The 25,161-nt window shown below is 48.3% G+C and carries 23 protein-coding genes; 4 read left to right on the forward strand and 19 right to left on the reverse strand.

Annotated elements, in window-relative coordinates:
- Nucleotides 1–30: 30 nt before the first annotated feature.
- The 15 genes from V7P87_RS07155 to mioC form a co-directional block, all read right to left on the reverse strand.
- Nucleotides 31–2,124, reverse strand: coding sequence for a winged helix-turn-helix domain-containing protein (locus V7P87_RS07155; RefSeq protein ID WP_296294437.1), 2,094 nt, complete (start codon nucleotides 2,122–2,124; stop codon nucleotides 31–33).
- 384 nt (nucleotides 2,125–2,508) lie between these two features.
- Entirely contained in the window at nucleotides 2,509–2,925 is a 417-nt protein-coding gene (locus V7P87_RS07160) for a F0F1 ATP synthase subunit epsilon (protein ID WP_260657553.1), read from the reverse strand.
- A gap of 23 nt (nucleotides 2,926–2,948) precedes the next feature.
- Nucleotides 2,949–4,334, reverse strand: coding sequence for a F0F1 ATP synthase subunit beta (gene atpD / locus V7P87_RS07165; RefSeq protein ID WP_260657554.1), 1,386 nt, complete (start codon nucleotides 4,332–4,334; stop codon nucleotides 2,949–2,951).
- Between the two features lie 39 nt (nucleotides 4,335–4,373).
- A complete protein-coding gene (gene atpG / locus V7P87_RS07170; protein ID WP_260657555.1) occupies nucleotides 4,374–5,234 on the reverse strand; it encodes a F0F1 ATP synthase subunit gamma in 861 nt (286 codons plus the stop codon).
- 62 nt (nucleotides 5,235–5,296) lie between these two features.
- The gene (gene atpA, locus V7P87_RS07175) at nucleotides 5,297–6,838 is read right to left on the reverse strand and encodes a F0F1 ATP synthase subunit alpha (RefSeq protein ID WP_296298915.1); all 1,542 of its coding nucleotides are present in this window, start codon (nucleotides 6,836–6,838) and stop codon (nucleotides 5,297–5,299) included.
- Nucleotides 6,839–6,852: 14 nt separating this feature from the next.
- Nucleotides 6,853–7,386, reverse strand: coding sequence for a F0F1 ATP synthase subunit delta (gene atpH, locus V7P87_RS07180; RefSeq protein ID WP_333796826.1), 534 nt, complete (start codon nucleotides 7,384–7,386; stop codon nucleotides 6,853–6,855).
- 12 nt (nucleotides 7,387–7,398) lie between these two features.
- Complete coding sequence (gene atpF, locus V7P87_RS07185; protein ID WP_260657558.1) at nucleotides 7,399–7,869, reverse strand: F0F1 ATP synthase subunit B; 471 nt, start codon at nucleotides 7,867–7,869, stop codon at nucleotides 7,399–7,401.
- Nucleotides 7,870–7,917: 48 nt separating this feature from the next.
- Nucleotides 7,918–8,151, reverse strand: coding sequence for a F0F1 ATP synthase subunit C (gene atpE / locus V7P87_RS07190; protein WP_260657559.1), 234 nt, complete (start codon nucleotides 8,149–8,151; stop codon nucleotides 7,918–7,920).
- A 51-nt stretch (nucleotides 8,152–8,202) separates the two neighbouring features.
- Entirely contained in the window at nucleotides 8,203–8,997 is a 795-nt protein-coding gene (atpB, locus tag V7P87_RS07195) for a F0F1 ATP synthase subunit A (RefSeq protein ID WP_296298920.1), read from the reverse strand.
- A gap of 2 nt (nucleotides 8,998–8,999) precedes the next feature.
- Nucleotides 9,000–9,392, reverse strand: a complete 393-nt coding sequence (locus tag V7P87_RS07200; protein WP_296298922.1) for an ATP synthase subunit I — start codon at nucleotides 9,390–9,392, stop codon at nucleotides 9,000–9,002.
- A gap of 128 nt (nucleotides 9,393–9,520) precedes the next feature.
- On the reverse strand, nucleotides 9,521–10,420 hold the full coding sequence (locus tag V7P87_RS07205; RefSeq protein WP_296298923.1) for a ParB/RepB/Spo0J family partition protein: 900 nt from the start codon (nucleotides 10,418–10,420) through the stop codon (nucleotides 9,521–9,523).
- Nucleotides 10,421–10,442: 22 nt separating this feature from the next.
- Entirely contained in the window at nucleotides 10,443–11,237 is a 795-nt protein-coding gene (locus tag V7P87_RS07210; protein ID WP_260657563.1) for a ParA family protein, read from the reverse strand.
- 21 nt (nucleotides 11,238–11,258) lie between these two features.
- Nucleotides 11,259–11,882, reverse strand: coding sequence for a 16S rRNA (guanine(527)-N(7))-methyltransferase RsmG (gene rsmG, locus V7P87_RS07215; RefSeq protein WP_333796827.1), 624 nt, complete (start codon nucleotides 11,880–11,882; stop codon nucleotides 11,259–11,261).
- A 12-nt stretch (nucleotides 11,883–11,894) separates the two neighbouring features.
- The gene (gene mnmG / locus V7P87_RS07220; RefSeq protein WP_333796828.1) at nucleotides 11,895–13,784 is read right to left on the reverse strand and encodes a tRNA uridine-5-carboxymethylaminomethyl(34) synthesis enzyme MnmG; all 1,890 of its coding nucleotides are present in this window, start codon (nucleotides 13,782–13,784) and stop codon (nucleotides 11,895–11,897) included.
- Nucleotides 13,785–14,472: 688 nt separating this feature from the next.
- On the reverse strand, nucleotides 14,473–14,928 hold the full coding sequence (gene mioC / locus V7P87_RS07225; RefSeq protein WP_333796829.1) for an FMN-binding protein MioC: 456 nt from the start codon (nucleotides 14,926–14,928) through the stop codon (nucleotides 14,473–14,475).
- A gap of 165 nt (nucleotides 14,929–15,093) precedes the next feature.
- Between mioC and V7P87_RS07230 the strand changes: the two genes are divergently transcribed.
- The 4 genes from V7P87_RS07230 (at nucleotide 15,094) to V7P87_RS07245 (ending at nucleotide 21,352) form a co-directional block, all read left to right on the forward strand.
- Nucleotides 15,094–16,920 carry a DEAD/DEAH box helicase gene (locus tag V7P87_RS07230; RefSeq protein ID WP_333796830.1) on the forward strand — a complete coding sequence of 609 codons (1,827 nt, stop codon included), beginning with the start codon at nucleotides 15,094–15,096 and terminating at the stop codon, nucleotides 16,918–16,920.
- A 292-nt stretch (nucleotides 16,921–17,212) separates the two neighbouring features.
- A complete protein-coding gene (gene trxC, locus V7P87_RS07235; protein ID WP_442967941.1) occupies nucleotides 17,213–17,656 on the forward strand; it encodes a thioredoxin TrxC in 444 nt (147 codons plus the stop codon).
- Between the two features lie 120 nt (nucleotides 17,657–17,776).
- Nucleotides 17,777–20,719: a TolB family protein gene (locus V7P87_RS07240; protein ID WP_333796831.1), complete on the forward strand. Its 2,943-nt coding sequence runs from the start codon at nucleotides 17,777–17,779 to the stop codon at nucleotides 20,717–20,719.
- 93 nt (nucleotides 20,720–20,812) lie between these two features.
- Entirely contained in the window at nucleotides 20,813–21,352 is a 540-nt protein-coding gene (locus V7P87_RS07245; RefSeq protein ID WP_333796832.1) for a YbhB/YbcL family Raf kinase inhibitor-like protein, read from the forward strand.
- Nucleotides 21,353–21,463: 111 nt separating this feature from the next.
- Here V7P87_RS07245 and mnmE read toward each other — a convergent pair whose 3' ends face one another.
- The 4 genes from mnmE to rnpA all read right to left on the reverse strand — a co-directional run bounded on the left by mnmE (nucleotide 21,464) and on the right by rnpA (nucleotide 25,149).
- Nucleotides 21,464–22,828 carry a tRNA uridine-5-carboxymethylaminomethyl(34) synthesis GTPase MnmE gene (gene mnmE, locus V7P87_RS07250; protein WP_333796833.1) on the reverse strand — a complete coding sequence of 455 codons (1,365 nt, stop codon included), beginning with the start codon at nucleotides 22,826–22,828 and terminating at the stop codon, nucleotides 21,464–21,466.
- Between the two features lie 97 nt (nucleotides 22,829–22,925).
- The gene (gene yidC, locus V7P87_RS07255) at nucleotides 22,926–24,560 is read right to left on the reverse strand and encodes a membrane protein insertase YidC (protein ID WP_333796834.1); all 1,635 of its coding nucleotides are present in this window, start codon (nucleotides 24,558–24,560) and stop codon (nucleotides 22,926–22,928) included.
- An 8-nt stretch (nucleotides 24,561–24,568) separates the two neighbouring features.
- Nucleotides 24,569–24,826 carry a membrane protein insertion efficiency factor YidD gene (gene yidD, locus V7P87_RS07260; RefSeq protein ID WP_260657572.1) on the reverse strand — a complete coding sequence of 86 codons (258 nt, stop codon included), beginning with the start codon at nucleotides 24,824–24,826 and terminating at the stop codon, nucleotides 24,569–24,571.
- Nucleotides 24,778–25,149: a ribonuclease P protein component gene (rnpA, locus tag V7P87_RS07265; protein WP_333796835.1), complete on the reverse strand. Its 372-nt coding sequence runs from the start codon at nucleotides 25,147–25,149 to the stop codon at nucleotides 24,778–24,780. Before rnpA ends, yidD begins: the two co-directional genes overlap by 49 nt.
- Between the last annotated feature and the right edge of the window lie 12 nt (nucleotides 25,150–25,161).

Genomic DNA, 25,161 nt, shown 5'->3' on the forward strand with positions numbered 1-25,161 from the left:
CATCGGCTATTCGATAACCGGCAGCGGACTTTACTGTGACTTATTGCCTGAAAAGTTATAACCAAAGTTATAACCAAGCCTAACTAATTGATTAACAACTTCATTTTGCGTTGTAATGATGACGGAGCTGGCGTCATTATTAAAAGAGAACTGTGATTTTATCGGTAAAGTACTGCTCAGCTGGCGCTGATAATCCTGCGTCACCAGGTTCAAACTTGCCAAAGCCCAGTTGCCATCAGCCATTAAATTGGTTGTCATCAACTTATCGCCGTATAAACCAACCTGATGCCGGTGTGCAACATTCAGTGTCAGCGGAAGTGTTTTGATTGGCTGATAATGGGCATCCAGCAGATAAAACTTTCCCGTGGCATCAGATGCAACATACTGATTTTTCCAGGGCAACAATAAACGGTAACCTTTTAATACCCTGCTTTGGCTGTTGGATTTTCTGTTGTAAATATTAACCAGCCATTCGTCCCCTATTTGTTCAGAAAAAATAATCTGTTCCCCGTTTAACACTGGAGTGGCGTAATGCACCTGCTGATTTTCAAAAGAGATGTTTTTGAGTTCACTACTGTGCAGATCCAACAGTTTTAACTGATATTGTTGCAACAGCAGCAAATAGTCCGGCGTTTCGGCCAACACCACAAAGGGCTGGGCTTGCTCCAGACTGAGCTTTTTTTCACCGGTCTGCGGAAAAAAACGGAACAACTGATAGGCTGATTTTGCCTGTTCAACCAGCCAGAGCTGACCCGGTGTGCGGCCATAGCTCAGGTTCAGCGCCTGAGCGTTAAATGAAAAATAACGCTGCACTGTCGTCAAATCCGCAAGTTGGACCTGAAAAAAATCTCTGTTTTGTGGTTTGAGCAAAAGACCAAAATAATTGCCTGCAGCATCGCGGCCAAAGCCGGTAAAACGTTCATGCCAGGGCAAAGCTGTCATGACACCACTCTGTATATTGAGTTTTTTATGCTTGTCGGCAAAATTAATCAGCAACTCTTCTGCATTAAGCCACATCAGGTTTAACTCATCAGCAACAACAGCCCCCTTCGCAAAGGACTCCTGCGCAATTAACTTTTTGTCGGCAACACGATAAATTTGTACGCTGTGACTAGCATCACTTCTGATAAGCGCAAGGTGATGTTTATCGGGTGACAACACGGCGCCAAAATCGACACTGCCGGGCACAGAACTGTAGGTAAATTGCGTCAGCGCTGCTGTTTCGGTATCAAGCAGGTAGTACAGGCCATTGTGTTCACCTTTTCTGCGCCCATTAAGCAGCACAAACTGATCTTTATAGGGTACCGCCTGACCAATGTCAGATAATTCATTAAGTTCCAGTGTCCTGACAGGCGTCTTTAAATCCGTGACCCCATACAAATACAACTTTGCTTTGCCATCTTCAAAAGAGGAAATAGCCAGGGTGTTGTTATTGGCCATAGCAACAAGATGGTACACAGCGTGTTCAGACACAGGGATTCGTTGTAATTGGCCTAACTTAAAATCGTATAAATAAGGTTGCCAAAGCCCGGTGTTACCCAGACTGCCGCTAAAGGTATGAAAGCGGCCGTCAGCGGACACGGACAAAAGTCGTTTTTCGCCGGCAATTTCAACCACAGGCTGGTGTGTGACCATCAGCTGTTTTTTATCGTCCGGCAGTAGCGTGTAGAGAACCGTCAACATAACCAGCAACAAGACAGTGGCAAGGGGCCAAATTCTGAAGCGCTTCAGTTTGGGCTGCAGCGGCACGTCTGGCTGAGTTGGCGGGGAAAGGTACTGACTGCTGTCAGGCAGCGCAACATCATCTGTAACCGCAGCTGCCGGATAAATAAACTGATAACCGCGTTTCATCTGCGACCTGATATAACGGGGGGTATCGGGATCGGTATCTTCCAGCAGCAACCGCAGTTTGCTGATGGTTCTTCGAACAGCAGTGTCAGTGACAACCCGGCCGGACCAGACCTCGGCATGAAGTTCCTGCAAGCTGACAAAGCGGTCCGGGTACTGCATTAAATAACATAATACATCGATCACTTTTGGCTCGACCGGAAGCTCTCCCTCGTTGGTAAAAATACGCCGCCCGGGGACATCAACATTAAACTTCCCGATATTTACCACACTCATCAGCAAAACCACCTGTTAACCAAAAGCGCCCGATCCAATAGCATGTTCACTATAAGAACCGGCATCCATGTTATGCAGAAGCTGTATCAAACAAAACTTCATTGAGCTTTTGACCGAACCTTGCCGACCATCAATTTATATACTTAATAAATAATAACTTAATCTGTTGTCGTTCAACTGTTTGCACCAGCAGCATCTGTTGTTGACAACAAGCGGCTCGATTATACCTTTAATTTACAGTTGTAACATTCATCCGCGATAAATGCTGGTGCGAAGGAGAATGTGGTGGACAAAAGTCCGGTTTCCATCAGATCGGTGTTGCAGCACACCTGAATCAGCAATAAAAAAGCCACCTTGCGGTGGCTTTTTCAGACTCAGCAAAAATTACTTTTTGCGCAGTTTCTGGATCAGACGTAACTGAGCAATTGCTTCGGCCAGTTGAGCCGCTGCTTCTGCGTAGTTAAAGTCAGCGCCGGCATGTTGCATCGCTTCCTGTGCCTGTTTCTGGGCGGCCAGGGCGGCTTGCTCATCCAGGTCTTCAGCACGGACTGCAACGTCGGCAAGCACGATCACACCATGCGGCTGAACTTCCAGCACGCCACCGGCAACATAGATCAGGTGCTCTTCACCAAACTGTTTTACAATCCGGACCATACCTGGCTTGATGCCAGTCAGCAGTGGAATGTGGCCAGGTAAAATACCCAGCTCACCTTCGCTACCAGTAACCTGAATGGACTCAACAAGGCCAGAGAAAATTTTCTCTTCGGCACTTACTACGTCCAACTGTACTGTCATCGCCATTTCGCTCTCCTAAAGCTGTAAAATTACAGCTTCTTCGCTTTTTCGATTGCTTCGTCGATAGAACCAACCATGTAGAAGGCTTGTTCTGGCATGTGATCAAATTCACCTTCCAGAATGCCTTTAAAACCACGGATAGTTTCTTTCAGCGGAACGTATTTACCTGGCGAACCAGTGAATACTTCAGCAACGAAGAACGGCTGCGACAGGAAACGCTGGATTTTACGAGCACGGAATACAGTAGTACGGTCTTCATCAGACAGTTCGTCCATACCCAGGATCGCGATGATGTCTTTTAACTCTTTGTAACGTTGCAGTACTGACTGCACGCCACGAGCCACTTCATAGTGCTCTTTACCGATCACCAGTGGATCTAACTGACGTGAAGTAGAGTCCAGTGGGTCGATCGCCGGGTAAATACCCAGAGAAGCAATGTTACGGCTCAGTACTACTGTTGCGTCTAAGTGAGAGAACGTAGTGGCTGGTGACGGGTCAGTTAAGTCGTCCGCTGGTACGTAAACCGCTTGTACAGAAGTGATAGAACCAGTTTTGGTTGAAGTGATACGCTCTTGCAGTACACCCATCTCTTCGGCCAGCGTTGGCTGGTAACCTACTGCAGATGGCATACGGCCCAGAAGTGCTGATACTTCAGTACCGGCCAGGGTGTAACGGTAGATGTTATCTACGAAGAACAGAACGTCACGACCTTCGTCACGGAACTTCTCGGCCATAGTCAGACCGGTCAGAGCTACACGTAAACGGTTTCCTGGCGGCTCGTTCATCTGGCCATACACCAGTGATACTTTGTCCAGAACGTTTGAGTCGTTCATTTCGTGGTAGAAGTCGTTACCTTCACGGGTACGCTCACCTACACCGGCGAATACTGAATAACCGCTGTGCTCGATTGCGATGTTACGGATCAGTTCCATCATGTTTACGGTTTTACCTACACCGGCACCACCGAACAGACCAACTTTACCACCTTTGGCAAACGGGCATACCAGGTCGATAACCTTGATACCAGTTTCTAACAGCGCATTTGAAGCAGCCTGATCTTCGTAGCTTGGTGCAGAACGGTGGATAGCCCAACGCTCTTCTTCACCGATTGGACCCGCTTCGTCGATTGGCTCACCCAGCACGTTCATGATACGGCCGAGAGTTGCTTTACCTACAGGTACGTGAATCGCTTTGCCAGTGTTGGTCACTTCAGCACCACGACGCAGACCGTCAGTTGAACCTAACGCGATGGTACGAACAGTACCGCCGCCCAGCTGTTGTTGTACTTCAAGTACTAAACCAGCCAGGTCGCCGTTTGTTACGTTTAACGCGTCATAGATACCAGGTACCGATTCTTGTGGAAAGTCGATATCCACAACGGCGCCAATGATTTGGACTACCTTACCTTGACTCATGTTAATTCCTCTAATTTCTCAAACCTGTAAACCTAAGCGTTAAACAGCGGCAGCACCGGCGACGATTTCGCTCAGTTCCTGCGTAATAGCTGCCTGACGGGCTTTGTTGTAAACCAGTTTCAAGTCATCCATCAGGTTGCCGGCGTTATCGGTAGCGGCCTTCATTGCCACCATCCGCGCTGCCTGTTCGCTGGCTGCGTTTTCCACAACACCCTGATAAACCTGAGACTCTACGTAGCGGTCCATTAACTTCTCGAGGATAGCTTTTGGATCTGGCTCGTAAATGTAGTCCCAGCTGTGACTTCTGGCTGACAGCTCTGCTTTTGGCAAAGGTAAGAGTTGCTCAATCACTGGCTCTTGCTTCATGGTATTGACAAAGTTGTTGTATACCAGGAACAAACGGTCAATTTTGCCTTCAGAATATTCATTCAGCATGACCCGCACAGTACCAATGACATCAGCCAAACGTGGTGTATCGCCTGAACCCACTTGTTGTGCAACTACTTTACCGCCAAAACGTTTGAAGAAGGCTGTGGCTTTGTTACCGATCACGGCAAACTCAGCATTGGCGCCTTGTTCTTTCCACGCTTTGAGGTCGATCATCACACGTTTAAATTCGTTGGTATTCAAGCCGCCGCAAAGACCCCGGTCTGTTGATATCACAATGTAACCCACGTTTTTCACCGGACGTTCTGTCAAGAACGGGTGGCGAAACTCGAGGGTACCGTTAGCGATATTACCGATCACTTTGCGCATACCTTCAGCGTATGGACGGCTTTGTGCAACCCGCTCTTGCGCTCTGCGCATTTTGCTGACTGCAACCTTTTCCATAGCGCTGGTGATCTTACGAGTATTGTTAATACTCCCGATCTTACTTTTTATCTCTTTTGCGCCGGCCATGACTAATCTCCGAAAATTTCAACGAAGGGTGGTGTTACCACCACCCGATGCCAATACCTGAATTACCAGGTCTGAGTCGCTTTAAACTTCTCAATCGCGCCCTTGATAGTGGCTTCGATTTGGTCGTTGTAGTTACCGGTTTTGTTCAGATCAGCCATGAATGCGCCGTGCTCTGCATGCATATAAGCCAGCAGGGCAGCTTCGAAGTCGAGAATTTTCGCAACTTCAACGTCTTTCATGTAGCCTTTTTCGATGGCATAAATCGACACGCCCATATCAGCTACGCCCATTGGTGCGTACTGTAACTGCTTCATCAGTTCAGTTACTTTCTGACCATGGTCTAACTGCGCACGGGTCGCATCGTCCAGGTCTGAAGCGAACTGAGCAAATGCCGCCAGTTCAGAGAACTGAGCTAATGCCAGACGAATACCACCACCAAGCTTTTTGATGATCTTGGTCTGAGCAGCACCACCAACACGAGATACCGAAATACCAGCGTTTACGGCTGGACGGATACCGGCGTTAAACAGGTTAGATTCTAAGAAGATCTGACCGTCTGTGATTGAAATCACGTTGGTTGGTACGAATGCAGAAACGTCACCACCCTGGGTTTCAATGATTGGCAGTGCAGTTAAAGAACCTGTTTTGCCTTTCACTTCGCCATTGGTTAAACGCTCAACATAATGCTCGTTAACACGAGATGCACGCTCTAACAGACGGCTGTGTAAATAGAATACGTCGCCTGGGTAAGCTTCACGTCCTGGTGGACGGCGTAACAACAGAGAGATTTGACGGTATGCCACGGCTTGTTTTGACAAGTCATCGTATACGATCAGCGCATCTTCACCGCGGTCACGGAAGTATTCACCCATGGTACAACCAGAGTATGGCGCCAGGAATTGCAGTGCAGCAGCTTCAGAAGCAGAAGCAACAACCACGATAGTGTGGGCCAGTGCACCGTGCTCTTCCAGCTTACGTACTACGTTGGCAATGGTCGAAGCTTTCTGACCGATACAAACATAAATACATTTCACACCAGAAGTTTTCTGGTTGATGATGGCGTCGATGGCCAGTGCTGTTTTACCAGTCTGACGGTCACCGATGATCAGCTCACGCTGGCCACGGCCGATTGGAATCATCGAGTCTACTGATTTGTAACCAGTTTGCATTGGCTGATCTACCGATTGACGGTCGATTACGCCTGGTGCAATTTTTTCTACCGGTGCAAATGCAGCAGCTTGTACCGGGCCTTTACCGTCGATTGGTTCACCTAAAGTGTTCACCACACGACCTAACAGACCTGGACCTACCGGCACTTCTAAAATACGGCCAGTGGCTTTTACTTTAATACCTTCACGCAGGTCCGCATATGGACCCATGACTACGGCACCTACAGAGCTGCGCTCTAAGTTCAGTGCGATAGCGTAACGGTTACCAGGAAGCTCAATCATCTCACCTTGCATACAGTCAGCAAGGCCATTGATACGGATGATACCATCGGTAACAGACACGATAGTACCTTCGTTACGAGCTTCACTGACAACTTCAAACTGAGCAATACGTTGTTTGATCAGTTCAGAGATTTCAGTGGAATTCAGTTGCATGCTCTAATCCCCAATTATGACTGCAGCGCAGTGGCTAAACGGTCTAACTTACCGCGAACTGAGCCATCAATAACCATATCACCGGCTTTGATTAACATACCACCGACAACAGTCGGGTCTACGCTACAGTTCAACTTAACATTGCGTGCTAAACGCTGTGACAAAGCTGTGGTGAGCTTTTCCTGTTGTGCTGCGCTCAGAACAGTGGCAGAAACAACATCAACTGTTGCTTCTTTTTCATGTTCGGCTTTTAACAACAAAAATGCTTCCAACACAGCAGGCAACGCCAATAAACGTTTGTTTTCAGCCATCACTTTAATCAAGTTCTGGCCTTGTTCATTGAGTTGCGCACCACATACCTGGATAAAAAACTCAGCCTGTGCTTCAGCACCACTGTTGTTTTGCAGGCGCTCGGCAACAACAGCGTTGTTTGCTACTTCAGCAGCAAAAAACAGCATATCGGCCCAGGCCGCCAAAGCGTTTTGTTCAACTGCAAAGTCAAACGCCGCTTTGGCATAAGGACGAGCGACAATCGTCAGTTCAGACATGGCTCTTCCTCTTTATAGTTCTGCAACCAGTTTTTCCAGGATGTCGCTGTGGGCAGCTTCATCAATCGAACGTTGAAGAATACGTTCTGCACCGGCAACTGCCAGAGCAGCAACTTGCTTACGTAACTCTTCTTTCGCCCGGATGCGTTCAGCTTCAACTTCAGCTTTGGCCTGAGCCAGGATTTTTTCCCGCTCTGCCTGCGCTTTCACCGCAGCTTCGTCAATAATCTGCGCTTCGCGTTTTTTAGCCTGGTCGATCAGGGCAGAAGCCTGGGCTTTTGCTTCGATCAGCTGTTTCTTTGCATTCTCTTGCGCTAAACGCAGGTCCTGTTCGGCACGATCACTCGCGGCCAGGCCATCTGCAATTTTTTGCTGGCGAGTTTCAATGGCGCCGATAATTGGTGGCCATACCCATTTCATACAGGCGATGACAAACACCAAAAACGCGATTAACTCACCAATGAGAGTGGCGTTAATATTCACGAACGCTTCTCCTTAATTACAAAAAGTAAATGTTCTGTTGGCTGCCAATTAGATAGCGAACAGCATGTACAGACCGATAGCAACACCGATCATCGCGATGGCGTCGATCAGACCAGCAACGATAAACATTTTACCTTGTAAAGAAGGAGCTAATTCTGGTTGACGTGCAGCAGACTCCAGGAATTTACCACCTAAAGTACCGAAACCAATCGCAGTACCTAAAGCACCGAAACCGATTAACAGAGCTACAGCGATGTATTTTAAACCTAATACCATTTCCATGATTTTCTCCGAGTTTCTAAAGTTAAAGTTAAAGTTAAAACGAAATCGATATTAATGATGCTCGTGCGCCATACTCAGGTATACCACTGTTAACACCATGAAAATAAAGGCTTGCAGTGTAATAACCAGAATGTGGAACATCGCCCATGGGAAGTGCAGTGGTAACTGCCATACACCCAGAAGTGCAATCAGAATGAAGATCAGCTCGCCGGCATAGAGGTTACCGAATAACCGCAGCGCCAGTGACAGAGGTTTGGCTAATAACGCCACCACTTCCAGAATAAAGTTGAACCAGTACAACCAAGGCGTGTTAAACGGCTGAGTCGTCAGTTCTTTAATAAAACCGCCGATGCCTTTGATTTTGATCGAGTAACCGATCATCAGGATAAACACACCAATGGCCAGGGCGAAGGTCATGTTTAAGTCTGTGGTAGGTACAATTTTCATGTAAACATGTGCCGGATCATAACCCATTGCACCACCAATCATTTGGGCAGCGTAAGGAATGAAGTCAACAGGCACTAAGTCCAGCAGGTTCATCAGGAATACCCAAACAAAGATCGTCAGGGCTAAAGGCGCAATAACGGCGCTCTTGCCATGAAAGGTACCTTTGACGGTATCGTTGATAAACTCCACGACCATTTCAACGGCACATTGCCATTTGGTCGGGACACCGGCATTGGCTTTTTTCGCCACTGCACGGAAGGAGAACAGGAACACAAGTCCCATAAGAATTGACCAGCCTAAAGTATCAACGTGCCAGGTCCAAAAACCCTCGCCGACACTCCAGTTGGTCAAGTGGTGGGTAATATACTCTTTGCTTGTAAGCTCAGCACCAGATGCCATCGTTAGTCCCAATTATCGTAGTTAATCAAAATCGGTAAAAACACCTGTAATATCAACGCGGAAACAATTCCGGCAAAAAATAGCCAATCGACTATTACAGCGTGTTTAAGCACTGCCATCACCAGCAATGCCATCAATAAAAATTTGAAGGTTTCGCCGCGATAAATGGACTTCAGAATCAGCTGTAACTGATCAGTCCCGCGAAAACGAAACACATACCACGTAAAGACACAATGGGGCACAACTACACATAACGCGCCATATAGGGCAGATTTGGCGCCTAAGGCATCAAAAGCCAGATAAACGCCAGCTGCAAGTAACAATGCAGCAACAAACTGCCAGATAAAAGTCTTAAAAATCAGTCTGAAGCGCTGTTTTGTTGTGGTTAAAGTCAACGAATACCACCTGTAGAATGCTCAAACTACAGCGCAAAAAACTCGCGCAAGTATACTTAACTGCCTTATTTTTGCAACCAAAAGCGGCGCTAAGGCTTGATTTGTCGGTATTTTGGTAAACTAACTGCTTAGTTTTCAGCCGGGGTCAGACCAAGTTTTTCCAAAATGCCATCCAGTTCATTCAGGTTGCTATACCCGATCACCAGTTCACCTTTGCCTTTTTTGCTGTAACTGATACTGACCGGCGCGGCAAAACGTTCACTTAACCGCTGCTCCAGCGCCGCTACATCCGGGTCTTTCACCTTAGGTTGTGCTTCAGGTGCTGGTTCCAGTAAACGACGTACCAGACTTTCGGTTTCACGTACTGTCAGCTGTTTTGCCGCAATAATACGGCCGGCATCAGACTGCTGGCTTTCACTAAGCGCCAGCAAAGCACGGGCATGACCCATTTCAATATCACCATGCTCCAGCAGGGTTTTCACATCGTCGGCCAGCTGGTTCAGACGCAGCAAATTGGTCACAGTAGTGCGGGACTTGCCAACAGCGTCAGCAACTTGTTGATGGGTTAATTCAAATTCGGTTAAAAGCCGTTGTAATGCCACTGCTTCTTCCATGGCATTGAGATCTTCACGCTGAATATTTTCAATCAGCGCAATAGCTACAGCTGCCTCGTCCGGCACATTTTTGATGATACAAGGCACTTCGGCCAGACCAGCAATTTGTGAGGCACGCCAACGCCGTTCACCGGCGATAATTTCATAAGACTCCGCAGCCAGTTCCCGCACCACTATTGGCTGGATCACGCCCTGGGCACGGATAGAACTGGCTAAATCATCCAGCGCTTCCTGCGACATGTCTTTGCGGGGCTGATATTTGCCAGGAGTTAACCACTCAATCGGCAACTTTTGTAATTCGTGTGGGTGACTTTCAGTCTGAGTTTCAGCAACTTCCTGGACCTGAACCTGCGGCCGGCCTGAAGTTAACAAAGCGTCCAGACCCCGTCCTAAACCACGTTTTTTTACCGACATTGCGCCTTAATTCCTTAAAAAATCAGACAGAAGCTGCTGTTTTTACTTGTTTTTTATCCGAACGCCGCAAAATTTCCCCTGCCAGTGCCAGGTAGGCTTTTGCGCCGGTCGAGCTTTTGTCGTAATACATCACCGGCGTACCAAAACTGGGGGCTTCCGCCAGACGGACATTACGTGGGATCACGGCACGATAGACTTTTTCACCAAAATGCCGTTTTAACTGTTCAGAAACGTCGTTGGCCAGCCGGTTGCGCGGGTCGTACATGGTGCGCAAAATACCTTCAATTTTCAGATCGGCATTAACCACTGCGGCCAGTTTATTGATGGTTTCCACCAAAGCGGTTAAACCTTCCAGTGCATAATACTCACACTGCATAGGTACCAATACTGAATCAGCTGCCGCCATGGCGTTCACAGTCAGCATATTGAGTGAAGGTGGACAATCAATAAAAATAAAATCGTATTGGTCACGGTAGTTTTTCAGTGCATTGCGCAGGCGCAGTTCGCGGGCAAATACATCCAGCAAGCGCACTTCAGCTGCAGTAACATCTGAGTTTGCAGCCACCAGGTGATAACCACCTGCGGTTTCTTTTACCACCACTTCCGGCAGCGGTTTTTCGTCCACCAGCAACTCATAGGCAGTTGCCGGCACTTCGTATTTATCAACACCACTGCCCATAGTGGCGTTGCCCTGCGGGTCTAAATCAATCAGTAATACTTTACGTTTGGTTGCCGCCATCGAAGCGGCCAGATTGACTGCGGTTGTGGTTTTACCAACACCACCTTTCTGATTCGCAATAGCGATGATTTTTCCCACAGCATTCCCTCGAAAAGTAAATCAGCCTGGTATTTTTTCGACTATGACCAAAAAGCGCTGCCCGGTCAGTTCCGGTACCTGTAAAGTCTCGTTGGCGACAACTTTAACAAAATCCGGCAAAGCTGCAATTTCTTCTGCAACCTGGGCACCTTTCATGGCGAGAAATTGGCCATGATCTGCCGGCAAATGGGCACACCAGCCGATCATATCACTTAACGAAGCAAAAGCACGACTCAGCACCTGATCATAACCCTGCGCCGGTTGGTGATCTTCCACCCGGCTTTGCAGTGGAGTTACATTCTGTAAACCGAGCTGTAATTTCACCTGATTTAAAAAACGGATCCTTTTGCCCAGACTGTCGAGCAGGGTGAACTGCTTTTGCGGAAAACAAATCGCCAGCGGAATACCAGGTAAACCAGGGCCAGTCCCCACGTCAATAATGCGCTGGCCTTTGACAAAAGGTGCCACCGCCAGGCTGTCCATGATGTGTTTGACCAGCATTTCCATTGGATCGCGCACTGATGTCAGGTTGTAAGCGCTGTTCCATTTGTCCAGCAACTGCACATACTGCACCAGTTGTTGCAGTTGTTGCTCTGACAATTGCAAACTGGTTTGCGCCACCAGCTGACGTAATTTTTCTAACATGCAAACACAACCTTAAGCAGATTTACGCAACAAACCCTGTTTTTTCAGGAACACCAGTAACAACGAAATAGCGGCTGGCGTAATACCAGAGATCCTTGATGCCTGACCTACAGTTTCAGGTTGCGCCTGATTGAGTTTCACCACCACTTCGTTGGATAAACCTTTTACCACGGCATAATCAAACTGAGCCGGCAGGCGGGTATTTTCGTTGCGCTCCTGCTTGGCGATCTCGTCCTGTTGCCGGTTAATATAACCTTCGTATTTGATCTGGATTTCCACCTGTTCGGCTGCAGCGGCATCATTGAGTGCAGGCCCCACACCTTCAATGGCCATCAGATCCTGATAATTGACTTCAGGGCGACGGATCAGATCTTCCAGGCTGGCTTCCCGGCTTAACGGCGTTTTTAATAACGCATTTACTTCAGCCAAAGCCGCATGTTGTGGGTGGATCCAGCTTTGTTTCAGGCGCTGGCGTTCCAGTTCAATCTGTTCCATTTTGGCGTTAAATGCGGCCCAGCGTGCGTCGTCTACCAAGCCAAGTTCGCGGCCTTTGGCGGTTAAGCGTAAATCAGCATTGTCTTCGCGTAACATCAAACGGTATTCAGCACGGCTGGTGAACATACGGTACGGTTCTTTGGTACCCATAGTGGTCAGATCGTCGACCAAAACGCCAGTGTAGGCCTGATCGCGGCTTGGCACCCAGGCGTCTTTTTCCTGCACAAAAAGTGCAGCGTTTAAACCGGCCAGCAAACCCTGAGCCCCGGCTTCTTCATAACCCGTAGTGCCGTTAATTTGACCAGCAAAGAATAAACCTTTGATAAATTTGGTTTCTAATGATGTTTTTAGATCTCTTGGATCAAAAAAGTCATATTCAATGGCGTAACCAGGACGGGTAATGTGTGCATTTTCCAGACCCGGAATTGAATGCACTAAGGCCAGCTGCACATCAAAGGGCAGGCTGGTTGAAATACCATTTGGATACAACTCATGAGTGGTTAAACCCTCAGGTTCGATAAAGATCTGATGTTTATCTTTGTCAGCAAAACGGTTGATCTTGTCTTCAATTGAAGGGCAATAACGTGGGCCAATACCTTCAATCACACCAGTGTACATAGGCGATCTGTCTAAACCACCACGGATAATATCGTGGGTTTTTTCATTGGTGTAAGTGATAAAACACGGGATCTGCTGCGGGTGATCGCTGACTTTTCCCATAAAAGACATCACCGGCAGTGGCGTATCACCAGGCTGAGGCTGCATTTTAGAAAAATCGACACTACGGGCATCGATCCTTGGTGGTGTGCCGGTTTTTAATCTGCCAACCCTGAAAGGCAAGGCTCTTAAACGTTTTGCCAGAGCAATGGACGGTGGATCGCCGGCTCTGCCGCCTGAATAGTTCTCCAGGCCAATGTGAATTTGGCCACCGAGAAAGGTGCCGACTGTAAGCACCACAGTTTTAGCGGTAAATTTCAGACCCATCTGGGTCACAACACCACAAACACGATCTTGTTCAACAATTAAATCATCACAGGCTTGTTGAAAGATCTGCAGATTTGGCTGGTTTTCCAGCATATTGCGGATAGCAGCACGGTACAACTGACGGTCAGCCTGGGCGCGGGTAGCCCGTACAGCAGGGCCTTTAGAGCTATTCAGAGTGCGGAACTGGATCCCGGCCAAATCTGTGGCTTTTGCCATAGCACCGCCCAGCGCATCAATTTCTTTAACCAGATGGCCTTTACCAATACCGCCAATAGCCGGGTTACAGGACATCAGACCCAGGGTCTCTACGTTATGGGTTAACAGCAAAGTTTGCATGCCCATGCGTGCGGCTGCTAATGCGGCTTCGGTACCGGCGTGGCCACCGCCGACTACAATCACATCGTAACTTTGTTGGAACAACATATCTGCCTCTGCAACTTCAAGGATAACGCGAAAAAAGGGCACGTATTGTAACTGGATCGGCACTGAAACGAAATGGCTAAAATCTGATCCGGATCCTCAGTTGGCTTTAAATATATAAGGATCTTTAAAGAGATCTTTTTATTATTCTTACTACTAAGCACAGTGTTTTAGGTGGATAACCAATTTTTGCTGAAAAGGATCAAGATCTTACGGAAGATCTAAACTGTGATCTGATCCGGATCTGCCAGCCGTGATCCTGTGATCAACTCGATGTTTTATCCACAAGCCAACAGAGTGAATATTTCATTAAGAGGATAATACCACGTTATTAAGTTAGTTATACGCCACTTATTCACAGTTGCCTCTGGTTTATGATTAATTTGTGGATAAGCTGGTATAGCTGGATCATAACTCAGATCTGAGCTTTATCATGCATTTATCAGATTGATATTAAGAATTGGGCTGCTAAAACGCAGATACTTGGTTTTGTTGGTGTTTCATTGCTGATGCCAACATGGAAGTACGTTAGAAATCCAGTTTCTGGACAGTGACTTGTGTAGTTGGCGGGCTGAAAAGCCCGCTTTTTTTATCGCTGAATTTAGATCTGTGCTGAGCACTGACTAAAAACACCTGGCTTTTGGGAAGCCGGATCCAACTTTTATATCAGTGCTGTTTTGACCGCTGTCTTTTAGCTGTGTTGTTCTGTCGTTGCGACAGTTTTTATAAATTCAGGTAGCCAGGCACAAGCTATGTCTTCGGGTAGTTCGGGTTGAAGCACATCAATATTGAGTGTTAAACCAAGACTTTGTGCGCCATTTTTTTGCAACAAAGCTTCCATTTTCCGCCCTGCCTGACAAAAAGTATCATAGCTGGAGTCACCTAAAGTGATCACGGCATAAGAAACTGTGGTAAGATCACTTCGATCTTGTGCTAATTGATCCGCAAAGGGTTGGATATTGTCGGGCAGATCACCCGCACCGTAGGTCGAGGTGATCACTAACCAGATAGCGTTTCTGGTCAGTTGTTCTAATTCGGGTGTCAGATGCAGCCTGACTTCATAACCCGCTTGTACCAGTGTATCAGCTACTTGTTCAGCAGTGTATTCAGCTGCGCCCATTTGGCTGCCCACGAGGATCTCAATCATCTGTCAAACCCTTGTCAGGAAAAATGATTGGCTATACTACTGGAATAAAAACGTGCAAAGCCACGCTTTTTGCACGTTTGGGGTATTTTTACAGCAAAGCAGGCTCTGTAAAACTACAATAGCACAACCACTATCGCCTGCGTGTTATTGAGGTTTATACAATATATGTCTGAGTCCCTGACTTTTTCCCAGCTTGATCTGCCAGATGCAATTTTGCGTGCAGTTACAGAATTGGGTTATGAAACTCCATCGCCAATCCAGGCGGCGGCCATCCCAAAACTGTTAGCGGGAGAAGACTTACTGGGTCAGGCGCAAACCGGTACAGGTAAAACTGCTGCTTTCGCGCTGCCACTGTTAGCCCGGCTTGATCCGGCCCAAAACGAACCACAAATTCTGGTATTAGCTCCAACCCGCGAATTGGCGATTCAGGTTGCAGAAGCATTCCAGGCTTATGCCCGCTTTATGCCGGCATTCCATGTACTGCCTTTATATGGTGGTCAGAGTTATACCAACCAGCTGAAATCATTAAAACGTGGTTCTCAGGTGATTGTTGGTACCCCGGGTCGTATCCTTGATCACCTGGATCGCGGCACGCTGCAGTTGGACAAACTGCGCGCTATCGTGCTGGATGAAGCTGACGAAATGTTGCGTATGGGCTTTATTGACGATGTGCAGACGATCATGGATGCCACTCCGGCAGGCCGTCAGGTTGCGATGTTTTCGGCCACTATGCCGTCGCAAATCCGTGCTATTGCCCAGAAGCACCTGAAAAATGCTCAGGAAATCAAAATTGAATCCAAAACCAGCACTGTAGAGCGCATTACCCAACGTTATGTCATGCTCGACAGTAATCAGAAGCTGGATGCGTTAACACGCGTACTGGAAGGCGAAGAATATGACGCCAGCATCATCTTTGTGCGTACCAAAAGTGCAACAGAGGAAATTTCCGAAAAATTAGGTGCTCGCGGTTATGCTGTAGCTTGCCTCAATGGCGATATGAACCAGGCCAACCGCGAACAAACCATTCGCCGCTTAAAAGCAGGTCAGATTGATATTATCGTGGCAACAGACGTTGCTGCCCGGGGTCTGGACGTGGAACGGATTAGCCTGGTGATCAACTATGACATTCCGTACGACAGTGAAGCTTATGTCCACCGTATCGGCCGTACCGGTCGTGCCGGCCGTTTAGGTAAAGCTATTCTGTTTGTGTCACCACGTGAGCGTCGTCTGTTACGCACCATCGAACATGCCACCCGCCAGCCGATTGAAAAAATGTCGCTGCCAACAGGTGAAGTGATTGAACAACGCCGTATTGAGTCATTCCGCGAACAACTGGCCAACACCATCGAAGCGAAAAACTTAAGTTTCTTCCAGGATTTAATTAACGATTGGCGTGAAAAACTGGAAACAACAGATGCAGATTTAGCTGCGGCGCTGTTGTTCCTGGCACAAAAAGATCAGCCGTTAAATGTGGCCAAACAGTTCCCGGAAATCCGTGAACCTCATGCCCGTGGTGACAGACCGGATCGTCCTGAGCGTGGTGATCGTCCTCGTTTTGAACGTGGTGACAGACCAGAGCGTGGTGATCGTCCGGAGCGTGGTCCACGTCCACGTCGCGAAATGCAGGGCAACTACAATACTTACCGTATTGAAGTGGGTAAAGAACATGGTGTTCGGGCCGGTGACATCGTTGGCGCTATCGCTAACGAAGCTAATATCGACAGCCAGTTTATCGGCAACATCAAACTTTTTGACCACTTCTCAACTGTTGAGCTGCCGGCAGATATTCCAACCGAAATCTTCCAGCATCTGAAAAAAGTTTATGTGCGTAAGCAAAAACTGAATATCAGCGTGGATACCGGCGGTCATGCTGGTGCTGACCGTGGTGGCGATCGTGCCGAACGTTCTGGTGGCGAGCGTCGTCCTTCATCAGCGCCTGCTGGTGCGGGCCCGCGCCCAGGTGCCGCGCCAAAACGCCGTACCCGCGAATAACAACGGATAGATAAAAAAACCACCTTCGGGTGGTTTTTTTATGGCTAAAAATTGCCGGGCAAGCCTTAACAGCTAGCTATTTTTTCTCAAATTGTGCTGACCCTGAACGATCGCAGCACATGCCGTTCTGCTTTTTTTCAGGACTCTGAGTTTGTCCAACTGGTTGACGTCGGTACGGTCAAACATCAGGTTTGCGGCAGCGCAGCATTGAATCATGATACTGTGCCCTTGAAACTGCCGTCTTACTCCCTCAGATCCCACAGTATAAAACCGCTTCTGTCTGGAGATCCTGATGATTATTGCTTGTCCTCATTGTGCTGGTTTAAACCGGGTGGCAGCTGCCAAGTTGTCGGCAGCGCCTGTCTGCGGTAAGTGTAAAACACCTTTGTTTTCAGGTGTGCCGGTTGAAGTTAACAGTATGAATTTTACCAATCTGGTACAAAAATCAGAATTGCCGATAGTGCTGGATTTTTGGGCCAGCTGGTGTGGGCCTTGTCAGAATTTTGCGCCTGTATTTGCGCAGGCGGCACTTGAGCTGGAGCCTGACTTTCGTTTTGGCAAAATTAATACTGAACAACAGCAACAACTGGCTGCGCAGTTTCAGATCCGCTCTATCCCAACCCTGATGTTGTTCCAGCAAGGTGAACTGATTGCCCAGTTATCCGGTGCTTTACCAAAACAACAGTTTTACCAATGGTTGCAGCAGCAAAAGCCAAAACTGAGGAAAACCGAATAAAGAAACATGTAAATTTTATTTACAATTCAATGGCTAACATTAATCATTTTGACTGGTGTTTTTCCGGGCTAATCCATTACAGTGGCGTTTTTTTACAAACCAATCACAAATGGATCATTGATGAAAAAGTTAGTCTGGCCAGCTTTGTTGCTGTGCCTTCATGCCGAAGCAAAAAGTCCACAAGAGCAAAACTGGCAGTTGCTGGAAACCGAAAATTTCCGGTTAATGTTTCCAAAAGAGTTTCAGGGGCTGGCGAAAAATGCCGGCCATGAGCTGGAGCAGAGCCGCGCTTTAGTATTAAAACAACAACAACGGCAGCTTGCCAAAAAAACTGATGTGGTGTTGCTTGATCCCGACAATGCACCAAACGGTTTTGCCCTGCCGCTCAGCCACACCCCAACCATGGCACTTTTTGCCACAGCGCCGCAGTCTGACAGTGCTTTACATCATTTATCCGGCTGGATGCAGCTGGTTGCATTGCATGAATATATTCACCTGGTTCATCTGGCACAGCCGGAGCGTAGCGCATGGCGTGACAAACTGAATCAGCTGTCACAGTTGTCTGATCTGACAAGGCTGGATGGCCCGCGCTGGGTCAGTGAAGGTTATGCCACCTTGCAGGAGTCGAAGTTGACAGGTAAAGGCCGGCTGTACAGCGCTTATGCCGAAGCCTGGTTACAGCAGCTGGCACAGGAAGGTGCTTTACCCCGTTATAACGAGTTGAATACTGCCGACGGACGTTATCAGGCGCGCGGTTTTGCGTATCTGGTGGGTGCCCGTTTTCTGGCCTGGCTGGAACAGAATTATGGTGTCGAAAAGCTCGATACTGTCTGGACCCGTCAGGTGGCAATAAAAAACCGCAGCTTTGATCAGGCTTTTGAAGGTGTGTATGGCGTCAGCGCCCAGACTTTGTATCAACGTTTTGTTGCCGAATATAGTTTCCAGAGTATGCAGCAGCAGCAACAACTGCAGCCGCTGCAAGCCAAACTCTGGTTAAACAGCAAAGGCCGCCAGCAGAGCCCGGCATTAAGCCCGGATGGTACTTTATTGGCAGTGGTGACTGATGACAGTCGTGAGCAGAGCCAACTGCAGGTGTTTTTAACTGCGGATAACCAGAAAGCCAGAGAAAAGTTTCAGCAAAGCCAGAAAGAACTGCTGGAAAACGACAAGCAGGACATTGCTGATACCGAACCAGCGAGCTTTAACCCTGAGCAGAAGTATTTGCTGGAGCAGCGCAATTTTACTGGGATGCGTGACCCGCGTTGGCTCAATGCAGAGACATTAGTTTTTGGTGCTAACACTAAAGATCAATACGGCAATTCGCAGCAGGATTTGTTTCAGTGGCACCTGCCTTCGGGTGAAGTGAAGGCGCTGAGTCAGAATGCGGGCTTGCGCCGTTTTGATGTCAGCCCGGATGGCCGTTTTATTATTGCTGAGCGTCAGCAAGCCGGTTATGCCGCTTTGGTGCAGCTTGACATCGCCACAGGGGATATTCAGCCTCTGACTGAAGCTGAACTTGAGAAAATTTATGATTTTCCAAGAATTTCACCCAACCAACAACAATTTGCAGTGCTGCACTTTGCACCCCAACAAGGCTGGCAATTACAGCTGCGTGATTTAACTGGTCAGTTGCAGCAACTGGTGCCAATGCCGGATGGTTATCAGTATTTGTCTTATCCGAACTGGAGTACTGATGGCAAGTCGTTATTTTTTGTCGCCAGCCAGCAAGGACGTTTGTGCTTGTATCGATATGATTTAGCAAACCAAAAGCTTTGGCAGCTGACACAGGGCGCGGAAATGGTACAAATGCCTGTGCCAATGAAGAATGGTTCATTATTGTTGCAGCTGGTGAATCAGCAAGGGCCGGATTTGTATCTGACTGAACAATTTAACGCAGTTGAAGTGACACGTTTTGCCGGCAATACCGCCAGTGAAGGCTCCTGGTTGCTGGCAAAAAACTCAATCAAGCCGGCCGTTGGTGATATAGCCAGCCAAACCCATACCCGCAGAACGGACACTGCGCCTGTACAAAATCATCTGCGGATGCCAGAGGTGCAGGTGCATCAGGAAGCTCCGGTTGGCGCCAGCCAACAGCCTTATGGTGTAGGTCCTCAACAACAAAGTCTGACATTGCATTACCACTTCAGTAACTTTACGCCTGATGCTATTGGTGTTGCGTTAAAAGGTGGCGATCCGGTGAAAATGCTGGATTATCAGTTGGGTGTACAAAAGGACCTTAGCCACAACGATTTTAGCGCTGCTTTTGGCGCTGTGCGTTATCAGGGTTGGCCGGTTAAAGTGTTATTGTCACTACAACAATCCAGGCTTGACCTGAGTGGTCAGCAAAATTTCGAGCTGGGTTTGGAAAAGCAAAAATCTGCTTTATTGCAGCTGAGTTTTCCATGGCGCGCCGGTGAGTGGCAATTTGACCAACAATTACAACTGCGTGAATTGGATTTAACCGGCAGTTTGGGTAACGGCGAGTTATTACCGGACGATCACAACAGCAGTGCCAGTTTGGTGTTGAGTCAGAGCTGGCAGCATCAGCGCAATAGCTGGGGGCTTGGTTTTGCCAACAGTTTTAGTTACCACCAGAGTGCCGGTGACAGCTGGCGTGGTGTCGACTGGTCTCCTGAGGTGCAGGGTCGTTGGCAAGACTGGATTTTAGCTGCGGAAGGCCGTTGGCAGCGCCGTTGGCAGCAGGATGCGTTGCTGCGACTCGGCGGCTTTAGTTCGGCTGCGATGACTGCTGCAGTAGATCCAAACCGGATTTTGTCGTCTGAGCTGGCTTTTGCCACGCTGCAGGGCCAGGACTATCGTCGTTATCAGCTGAGCCTGGCGCATCAGTCGATGCCACCTTTGCGGCTGTTGTACCGTCGTCACCAGTTTGCCGGTATGCCGGATGTGGACACTTATGGTGTGGCTGTTGATATGCCACTGAGTTTTGGTGTCGGGCCGGTCAGCCTCAGTGATCTGCAATTAGATCTCGGCTTGTTCCGCATATCTCCTGAAGGTGCAGAACAAGACACAGCGCTTTGGTTGCATCTGGGTTACCAGTTCTAAGATTCGAAAATGCTGGCCTTGCTGGCCAGCCGTTGGTGCCGTTATAGTGCTTTACCATAAGCGATTTAGCGGCACTAAAAAGAAGGAAAAGTTATGTTAAAACAACTCTGTATCGCTGGTTCTTTATTGTTGGCGTTGCCCGCGCTGGCGCTTGAAGTCAGCAGCCCTGATATTAAAGAAGGCCATTTTATGGCCAAAACCTTTGAGTTTTCCGGTTTTGGTTGTGGCGGTGACAATAAATCGCCTGCGTTAAACTGGAAAGACTTACCAGCAGGCACCAAAAGTATTGCCGTGACGGTGTATGACCCGGATGCGCCAACAGGCTCCGGCTGGTGGCATTGGTTAGTGGCTGATATCGCGGTGGAAAATACCGGTCTGGCGCAAGGCGCGGGTAATGCCGGTGGCAAAATGCCGGCCGGTAGTCGTAGTTTTAATAACGACTATGGCATTAAAGATTTTGGTGGCGCCTGCCCGCCGGTAGGCCATGGTATGCACCGTTACCAGTTTACCGTGTGGGCTTTACCGGATGTGAAGTTGCCGGTTCCGGACAACGCGAACGCTGCTGTTGTCGGTTACACCTTAAATGCCAAAGCGTTGGCGAAAAAGACCCTCACTGCTACTTATGCCCGATAGGATCAGGCGCTAAACAGAATGCCGGAAGTTAAAACAACAAAGCCAGCTTGATGCTGGCTTTGTTGTGAGCGATTTAGTAACTGTGTTACTGCTCTGTTTTCGCAGCAGCAGTTATTTCCCGATACAAAACGAGCTGAAAATACGCCCTAATAAATCGTCTGAGCTAAATTCACCGGTAATTTCATTCAGATGTTGTTGGGTTAAGCGCAGCTCTTCCGCCAGTAGCTCCCCAGCCAGATGGTTATGCAGCTGATGTTCGCCAATTTGCAGGTGCTCCATGGCGCGCTCCAGTGCGTCCAGGTGGCGGCGTCTGGCAATAAAACTGCCTTCGCTGCTAGCTTCAAAACCAATACAGGCTTTGAGATGGTCGCGCAGTGCATCAATACCCTGGTTGGTTTTGGCGGATATATGAAACACCGGCGTTTCACTTTCGTGATTGGCGCCAATTTGTTCACCTGTTAAATCGGCTTTATTGCGCACCACTGTCACGCCCAAAGTTTTGGGCAAACGTTCAATAAACTCAGGCCAGATTTCTGCCGGGCTAATGGCTGCTGTGGTGGTACTGTCCACCATAAACAGCACCCGATCGGCTTGTTCAATCTCTTGCCAGGCGCGCTCTATGCCAATCTGCTCCACTTTGTCGGTGGCTTCACGCAAACCTGCAGTATCGATGATATGCAGCGGCATACCGTCAATATGGATATGTTCGCGCAACACATCACGGGTGGTGCCTGCGATATCGGTGACAATAGCGGCTTCACGGCCGGCCAGCGCGTTTAATAAACTAGATTTACCGGCGTTGGGGCGGCCGGCAATCACAACTTTCATGCCTTCCCGCAAAATGCTGCCCTGAGTGGCCTGTTTTTGTATAGCTGCTAAATCCTGAATAATTTCCGCTAAGTCGCCAGCCACTTTGCCGTCAGATAAAAAGTCGATTTCTTCATCGGGAAAGTCGATAGCGGCTTCAACATAAATACGCAGGTAAATGACTTTTTCCACTAAGTCATGGATTTTCCGTGAAAACTCACCCTGTAAGGATTGCATGGCGGAGCGGGCAGCTTGTTCTGAGCTGGCGTCAATTAAGTCGGCAATGGCCTCGGCCTGGGTTAAATCCAGTTTATCGTTTAAAAAAGCCCGCTCAGAAAATTCGCCTGGTCTGGCGATACGCACATCTGGCAACTGCAAAAGCTGGCGTAACAACATGTCTAAGAGCACCGGGCCGCCGTGGCCTTGCAGTTCCAGCACGTCTTCACCGGTAAAAGAGTTAGGGCCAGGGAAAAACAGCGCTATGCCTTGATCCAGCACTGAACCGTCCGCTGCGTAAAAGGGCAGATATTCGGCATAACGGGCTTTAGGGATTTTACGCAAAATGACTTGTGCCACCGCCTTTACCGCCGGACCTGAGATGCGCAATATGCCAACGCCTGCTCTGCCCGGCGCTGTGGCTTGTGCCGCTATGGTATCTGTGGCGAACATCTGAACCTCGAATTGTTTGCTGCAGCTTGTGCTGTTTGGTCATAAAAAAATGCCCATTAAAAGAATGGGCATTGTCAGGCGTTACGTCAAAAAGCGATTAAGCGTTTCGGACGTACAAACCTTTTTTCTCCATACCGCGGTAGATGTAGAGCATCTGTGCCAGTGAAATCAGGTTGCTGATCACCCAGTACAGCACCAGACCACTTGGGAACCACAGGAAGAATACAGAGAACGCCACCGGCATCCACAGCATAATTTTGGCCTGCATTGGGTCTGTGACTGTCATTGGTGTTAATTTCTGCATGATAAACATACTGATACCATACAGCACCGGCAATACATAATATGGATCTTTCACTGAAAGGTCGGTGATCCACAGCATAAACGGTGCCTGGCGAAGCTCAACACTTTCAACAAAAACCCAGTATAAAGCCAGGAAAATTGGCAATTGGATCAGCATCGGCAGACAGCCACCCATAGGGTTCACTTTTTCTTTGCGATACAGTTCCATCATGGCCGGGCCCATCTTTTGACGGTCGTCTTTGTAACGGGCCTGCAGTTCGTCAATTTTTGGCTTCAGGTTGCGCATTTTGGCCATAGATTCGTACTGAACCTTGGTCAGCGGGAACAAAATACCTTTGACTAATAAGGTGATAGCAATAATAGCCACACCCCAGTTACCGACAACACCATGGATTAACTGTAATAACCAGAACAGTGGTTGTGAGATAAACCATAACATGCCGTAGTCAACGGTCAGATCCAGACCATTGGCAATTTGCGCTAAGTTATCCTGATCTTTTGGGCCGGCATAAAAAGTGGCCGCAAAAGTCTTTTGTTCGCCTACCGCAATGCTTTGTTGTGGACCCTGTACACCAATCACGCCCAGGTTATTAGCAACCATGCTGTACAGCTGGTTGTTCCCTTCGCCCTGTGGTACCCAGGCGGCAACAAAATAGTGTTCCAGCATACTGACCCAACCACCCTGGGTGCCGACATTCAGGTTGGCTTCTTTCATGTCGTCAAAAGACAGTTTTTCGTAGCGTTGTTCGGCAGTTGAATAAGCACCACCACGGTACACCGGCATCATCATATTGGTGCCTTCGCCGTTGTCGATGGTCTGGGCAAAGTGGAAATAAGGTTGCACAACCTTGCTGCCATCACCCTGGTTGGTCACAGAATATTCTACCCGGACATCATATTTACCAGCGGTAAAAATAAACCGTTTTTCAATAACTAAACCTTTGTGTGTCATGGTTAAAGGCACGACCAGCTCAGTCTGACCATTGGCCAGCTGATAGCTGCTCTGGGCGGCCTGGTAAATCTGCCGTGGCGCTTTTTTATCGTCCGGACCATCACCTAATAAGCCTGATTGGGCAACATACTCAAAACCTGGTTGTTGACGCATCAGCTGATAAGCGGCTTTGTTTTCCTGAGAAACGGTAAAACCAGGAAGTTCCAGCGCAACAATGTCGCCACCGCGGCTGTCAATTTTTACCGTCAGCACGTCGGTTTTTACTTCAATCAACTGCGCTTGAGTGGCTTTTACTTCAGGCGCTGCAGCAGTGGTGCTGCCGCTGGCGGAAAGTTGTAAGTCAGCAGCGCTGCTGGTGGTTTGACTGTTGCTGGCCGGCACCACAGGTTTTGGACCATAGTCCACCTGCCATTGTTGCCACATTAAAAAACTGACCAAGGCCAGAGCAATAATTAAAAAACTGCGTTGCGATTCCATGTGTGAGCTTATCTCTTTGGCTTTTCCGGAACGGGATCATCACCACCCGGGTGTAGGGGGTGGCATTTTAATAGACGTTTGGCTGTTAACCAACTGCCTTTTAGCGGTCCAAAACGGGTTAGGGCTTCTACCGCATAATGCGAACAGCTGGGATAAAAACGACAACTGGGCACAAACAGAGGGCTGATACAGCGCTGATAGCCTTTCACAACCTTAATTAAGGCTTGGGCTGGATAGCGTTGTATTGGCGGGAGATCTTGCTCCATAACCGCTCCAGTTGTTTATGTAGTTCTGCGTTATCCGTGTTGCTGATGTCACCTTTCACCATCAACACACAATCTACCGGAGGTAACTGATGTTGGTGTAAGCGAAAGCTGTCGCGGGCACAACGTTTGATTCTGTTGCGTTGCGTGGCTAATTTAACACGTTTTTTCGCGATCGTCAGACCAATACGCGGAACAGCTAAAGAATTAGCTTTACAGAGGATGGTAAACAGGGGAGAAGCAACCCGGAAAGGGTTTTGGAACACATTGTCGAATTCGCGGGGAGTTAACAGACGTAACTCCCTGCTGAAGGTATAGCTGACCACGCAGCGCTTAAA

This window comes from Rheinheimera sp., assembly GCF_036782235.1.
Lineage (GTDB): Bacteria > Pseudomonadota > Gammaproteobacteria > Enterobacterales > Alteromonadaceae > Pararheinheimera.